The organism is Hymenobacter sp. (genome assembly GCF_036388155.1).
GTDB lineage: Bacteria > Bacteroidota > Bacteroidia > Cytophagales > Hymenobacteraceae > Hymenobacter.
This window is the reverse complement of sequence record NZ_DASVSI010000051.1, coordinates 1-5,644: the sequence shown is the minus strand read 5'-3', so window position 1 is coordinate 5,644 and position 5,644 is coordinate 1. Positions and strand designations below refer to the sequence as shown.

Genomic DNA, 5,644 nt, shown 5'->3' with positions numbered 1-5,644 from the left:
AAAAGAGGTTTCGCAAAGTTGACGTTCAATTCAACTTTGCGAAACCTCTTTTCACTCCGCGAAACCTTGCGCGAGCTGGTTCTACTGTACCTTCGGGCACGTTTTTGTGTTTCCTCAAAATTGCCCTGATGGCTGCTGTTGCTTCTGCTGCTTCTGTTTCGTCCGCGCCGTGGTGGCGCCGGGCTTTGCCCCACTTGCTGGCGGTGCTGTTTTTCGTGGTGTTGGCGTGCCTGTATTTCTCGCCCATCATGTTCGAGGGCAAGACCCTGGCCCAGCACGACATTACTCAGTTTCAGGGCGGTGCTCATGAGGCCCAGGAGTATGCCAAGGTGATGGGCCGGGAGGCCCTGTGGACGAACTCCATGTTCTCGGGCATGCCCACCTACCTCATTAGCCTGCACTTTCCGGGCGACTGGTCGGGGTATCTGCAAACGATTATGACGCTGGGCTTGCCCGCCGTGGTGGCCAATTTGTTCCTGGCTTTGCTGTGCGGCTACATCCTGCTGGTGGCGTTGGGCTTGCGGCCGCTGGTGGCCGTAGCGGGCGCTGTGGCCCTGGGTTTTTCAAGCTACAACCTCGCCATTTTGGCGGCCGGCCACAACACCAAAAGCATTGCTTTGGCGTACGCGCCGCTGGTGCTAGGCGGCGTGCTGATGGCCTACCGCCGCGACAAGTGGCTGGGCGCGGCCCTATTCGCCGTTGGCCTCACGCTAAACGTACGCGCCAACCACCTGCAGATTACCTATTACCTGCTGCTGTTGGTCGCCATTTTCGGCATCATCGAGTTGGTGGCGGCAGCCCGCGCCGGGCGCCTGCCTGAGTTTCTCAAGCGCACGGCGCTGCTGGGGTTGGGCGCCGCGCTGGCGGTGGGTGTGAGCTTCGGTCGTCTCTATACCACCTTGGAATACAGCAAGTACAGCAACCGCGGCCGCACCGAGCTGAAGACGCCCGCGCCCACCGCCCCCGGTCAGACACCCGCTGCCAACCCCGACGACGAGAGCACCGGCGTTGACCGCGACTATGCCTTCCAGTACAGCTACGGCGTGGGCGAAACCATTACCCTGCTCATTCCCAACTTCTACGGCGGCGCCAGCTCCATGCCGCTGGGCACCGATTCTAACCTGGCCAAAGCCGGCTTGCCCCAGGAATATCTGAGCGGCATGCCCACTTACTGGGGCCAGCAGAGCTACACGGCTGGCCCGGTATACATGGGCGCCGTGGTGGTGTTCCTGTTCATCCTAGGCCTTTTTGTGGTTGACAAGCGCACCCGCTACTGGCTGCTGGCCGGCACCATTCTATCGATTCTACTGGCTTGGGGCAAGAACTTCGAGACGTTTAACTACCTGATTTTCGACCTGCTGCCGGGCTACAACAAGTTCCGGGCGGTGAGCATGGCGCTGGTGATTGCGCAGCTGGCCATGCCCATCCTGGGCGCGCTGGCCCTGAGCCGGGTGCTGCGGCCCCGCGTGGTCGCGCCGCAGCCCGTGGTGCTGGCCGATGCGCAACAGCACCCGGCCCTGGCCAAAGCCGCGAAGGCAGCGGGTACGACGCCGCAGGTGTCCGCAGAGGTGTCGACTTTGCTGCCCAAGGTGCTCTACGCGGGTGCTGTGGCTACGGGCTTGTGCCTGCTGGCTTACCTGGCCAGCTTCAGTTTCGATTTTGCCGCGCCCATCGACGGCGAGCTGACCAAGCAGGGCTTCACGCCCGAGCTGCTCACGGCCCTGCGCGCTGACCGCGCCGACCTGCTGCGCGGCGATGTGTGGCGCGGGCTGCTCTTCATTGGTGCGGCATTGGGCGTGCTGTACTTCCACCTCAAGGGCAAGCTGAACATGCTGCCAGCCGCGGCCATCATGGTGGCGCTGGTGCTCATCGACCTATGGGGCGTAGACAAGCGCTACCTCGGCGACAATAAATTCCAGCAGGAAACCATTGCCCAGACCTTCGAGCCCTCGCCAGCCGACCAGGCAATTCTGCAGGATAAGGGCCTGAGCTACCGCGTGCTCAACCTGGCCAACCCCTTCAACGAAGCCCAGACCTCGTACTTCCACAAGAGCATCGGGGGCTACCACGGCGCCAAGCTGCGCCGCTACCAGGACCTGATTGAACGCCAGATTTCCAACAACAACCAGCAGGTGCTCAACATGCTGAACACGCGCTACCTCATTACCGGCGACCCCAAGCAGCCCGTGCAGCGCAACCCCGGCGCCCTGGGCAATGCCTGGTTTGTGAGCGAAGTGAAAACGGTGAACAGCCCCGACGAGGAAATGGCTGCCCTCAGCACGCTGAGCCCCGCCACGGCAGCCGTGATAGACGTGAGCAAGTTTCCAGAGCAAAAGAATGCGACCTACGACATCACTGGCGCCACCATTGCCCTCACCGGCTACAGCCCCGACGAGCTGAAATACAGCTACAACGCGCCCCGAGACGGCATGGTGGTGTTCTCGGAAATCTATTACGCCGATGGCTGGCAGGCTTTCCTCGACGGCAAGCCGGTGCCCCACGTGCGGGCCGACTACGTGCTGCGCGCCATGCCCGTGCCGGCCGGCAACCACAGCATCACCTTCCGCTTCGAGCCGAAGTCCTACGCCATTGGCAACGGGGTATCGATGGCCGCCAGTATCGCCCTGCTGCTGGTGCTGCTGGGTGCCATTGTGTACGTGCTGCGCCGCAAGGAAACCGTCGACGAGCCGGTAGTGGCTCCGGTCGCGGCCTAGCGCCGGGCTCGCGCTTTTCGTTGTAAGGCAGTGTCAGGGCCGCGCTGGTGAACGAGCTTTTGCAGGAAATCGACGAGCCCATCACCCGGGCCCAGGGCGTGCGCCTGCTGCTGTGGCGCGATGATTTGGTGAACCCAGACTTGCCCGGCAACAAAGCCCGCAAGCTCAATTACAACCTGCAGGAAGCCCGTCGGCAAGGTCAACACGCGCTCCTAACGTTTGGCGGAGCCTACTCCAACCACATTGCCGCCGTGGCCACGGCGGGCCGCCTATTCGGCTTCCACACCATTGGCTTGATTCGGGGGGATGAACCTGTGGCTGGCACGCCGCTCAACCCCACGCTCACTCAGGCTGCGGCCGACGGCATGGCGCTGCACTACCTGGACCGCAGTACCTACCGGCGTCGGTCCGAGCCAGAGGTTTTGGCGGAGCTAGCCTTACGGTTTGGCGCATTCTACCTCCTGCCCGAAGGCGGGACCAATGCCCTGGCCTTGCCTGGCTGTGCCGAATTGGTAGAGGAAATTCGGCAACATACTTCCTTCGATGCGCTGGCCGTAGCGGCCGGAACGGGGGGCACGCTAGCCGGCTTGCTCACCGGGCTGGGCGGCCAACAGGAGGTAGTAGGCGTCGCGGCCCTTAAAAACGGCGGGTTTCTTCGAAGTGAAATTGACGCTCTCACGCAAGCGGCTACGGGGCAGGTATTCAGCAATTACACGCTGCACACCGACTACCATTTTGGCGGCTATGCCAAACGCTCGGTAGAGTTGCTGGACTTCATTGAGCGGTTTCGGCAGCAGCATGGGGTGTTGCTGGACCCCATCTATACCAGCAAGCTGGTGTATGGCACCCTGGACCTAATTGGGCGAGGTTTCTTCCGGCGCGGCAGCACGGTGGTGGCCATTCATACCGGCGGGCTGCAGGCCTGGGCCGGCTGGCAGGAGCGGTACGGGAGCGGGTTGTAGAGACGCATACTTGCGTCTTGCCGTCCGCAAAGGTTGAGAGTGCGCACGTCATCGTTCAGCGACAAGACGCAAGTATGCGTCTCTACATCCTTCGCCAATACCGCTGTATCTCCAGCGAAGCCAGCACAAACACTGCCACCAGCACCGGCGCTAAAAACCGCACGTCCCAGTCGTCCACGGTGAGCATGATGATGGCCGTTTGCAACAAGAAAATAGCCGCCAGAAACACGCGCGCTGGCCGCCACACCACGTGGCGCCAGGCGTTGCGGCCCGCTAGCCAATAGCTCGGCCACAGCACCAGTACGCCAATGACCCGGTGCGCCAGCGAGTAATGCGGCTTAAGATAACTGACAAAAACGAACAGTTTGCCCAGCATCAGGCGGCCTAGGTAGACGGGGTTGTGCACGGCGAAGTAGAGTACCCGCGCCGCCGGCCCGGTGCCGGGCGGTGGCATCTGCAGCGGCTCGGCCTGGTGCACGGCCCACAATTGGTAGCGAAAAATCAGCTCGCCCCGCTGGTAGGTATCCATCAGGTAGTAGGTAGCGAGTTGATGGTTGAGCGCCAACCACAGCAGCGGCGACAGCAGCACGAGCAGCAGCAGCGTTGCCCGCCACGGACGGCGGTCAGGTGCACGGCGCAACGAATCGAGCCCCGCTAGTGCCGCCGCGAGGCCCACCATGAAGCCATTGGGCCGCGCCAAAACTGTAAGGACGAGTACGATTAACAACACTGCCCAATCGGCCTGCCCGCCATTGCGAACCCGCGTGAACGCCCCGAACGACAACGCCACCAAGCTGATGAACAACGACTCAGTCAGCAGGAAAACGTTGAATTGCTGAATATCGGGCCAGGCAATAAACAGAAACGTCGCCAGGAATGCTGCCCCGCGCTGGCCCTCCGCAAGCCGGCGCGTGCCGCGGTACACAGCCCGCGTGGCCAGGGCCGAAACGGCCATTTGCCCCGCTACGATGCCCCACCAGCCCAGGCCCACCCACAGCCACAGGCTCTGAAACAGCGGGTAGAGCACGTAGCGTAGGTTGTGGCCGGGCTCGAAGTAGCCGCGCTCGGCGATGTTGGCGGCGTAGGCTAGGTAGCGGGCGCTGTCGTTGGCGAAGTGCGGGCCCCGAAAGCGCCACAGAAACGCCAGCTGCACCAGCACCCACAGCCCCGCCAGCAGCGCCCGGTGGTGGGGCCACAGGCGCTGGCCCAGCAAACGAAGAACCGAAAACACACGCATCAGGCGCAAAGCTAGACCACGGCCGAGCCCAACGCCGTAGCTTGGCCTCCGTATTTATCCGCGTATGAACCTAGCCCGCCTGTTTCGCCGCCTGTTGCCGTTGTTGTTTTTACTGGGGCTGGGGTGGTTTCTGTGGCGCAAAGTGGCTCCCACGCTCAACGGCCTCGACCCGCTGGCCGACACCGGCCCACAGGCAACGGTCACCCACAACACGGTGCTCACGCAGGTGGAAGCCCTGGGCCGGCTCGAGCTGGTGCGCTACCACTTCAAGGACGTGGTGGAGTACAAGCGCCGCGCCTACCGTTTTCTGCCCGAGTCGAAAGTGGCCCTGGTGGTGGGAGGGGAGGCCGTGGGCTGCATCGACCTGCGCAAGCTCACGGCGCGGGACGTGGTGCTCGAAGGCGACTCGGTGGTGCGCGTGGCCCTGCCCGCGCCTGAGTTGTGCACCTTCCAAATCAACCACAACCAAAGCCGGGTGTTCAGCACCGAAAACGGCTTGTTCCAAGACGCCCAGCTAGTGGACGAGGGCTATAGGTACGCCGAAGCCCAGGTGCGCAACGCCGCGTTGCAGTCCGGCATCCTCGCCGAAACGCAGCGCAACGCCGAGCAAATTCTGGTGCCCATGCTCCGCACGCTTACCGGCCGGCGCGTGATTCTGGGCCAGCAGTTGCGCGCACCGGCTACGGGGCCGAAGCAGTAGCGCGGACTTTTAGTCCGCGTCCGTGGCTCGG

4 protein-coding genes are annotated in these 5,644 nt (G+C 63.0%); 3 read left to right on the top strand and 1 reads right to left on the bottom strand.

Annotation, left to right across the window (positions count from 1 at the left end):
* Window positions 1-128 precede the first annotated feature (128 nt).
* Window positions 129-2,714: a YfhO family protein gene (locus tag VF629_RS07500; RefSeq protein ID WP_331057846.1), complete on the top strand. Its 2,586-nt coding sequence runs from the start codon at window positions 129-131 to the stop codon at window positions 2,712-2,714.
* 47 nt (window positions 2,715-2,761) lie between these two features.
* Complete coding sequence (locus VF629_RS07495; RefSeq protein WP_331057845.1) at window positions 2,762-3,676, top strand: 1-aminocyclopropane-1-carboxylate deaminase/D-cysteine desulfhydrase; 915 nt, start codon at window positions 2,762-2,764, stop codon at window positions 3,674-3,676.
* An 82-nt stretch (window positions 3,677-3,758) separates the two neighbouring features.
* Here the strand turns inward: VF629_RS07495 and VF629_RS07490 are convergent, their stop codons facing one another.
* On the bottom strand, window positions 3,759-4,907 hold the full coding sequence (locus tag VF629_RS07490; protein ID WP_331057844.1) for a hypothetical protein: 1,149 nt from the start codon (window positions 4,905-4,907) through the stop codon (window positions 3,759-3,761).
* 70 nt (window positions 4,908-4,977) lie between these two features.
* Here VF629_RS07490 and VF629_RS07485 point away from each other — a divergent pair, with 70 nt between their 5' ends.
* The gene (locus VF629_RS07485) at window positions 4,978-5,613 is read left to right on the top strand and encodes a DUF4230 domain-containing protein (protein WP_331057843.1); all 636 of its coding nucleotides are present in this window, start codon (window positions 4,978-4,980) and stop codon (window positions 5,611-5,613) included.
* The last annotated feature ends 31 nt before the right edge of the window (window positions 5,614-5,644 follow it).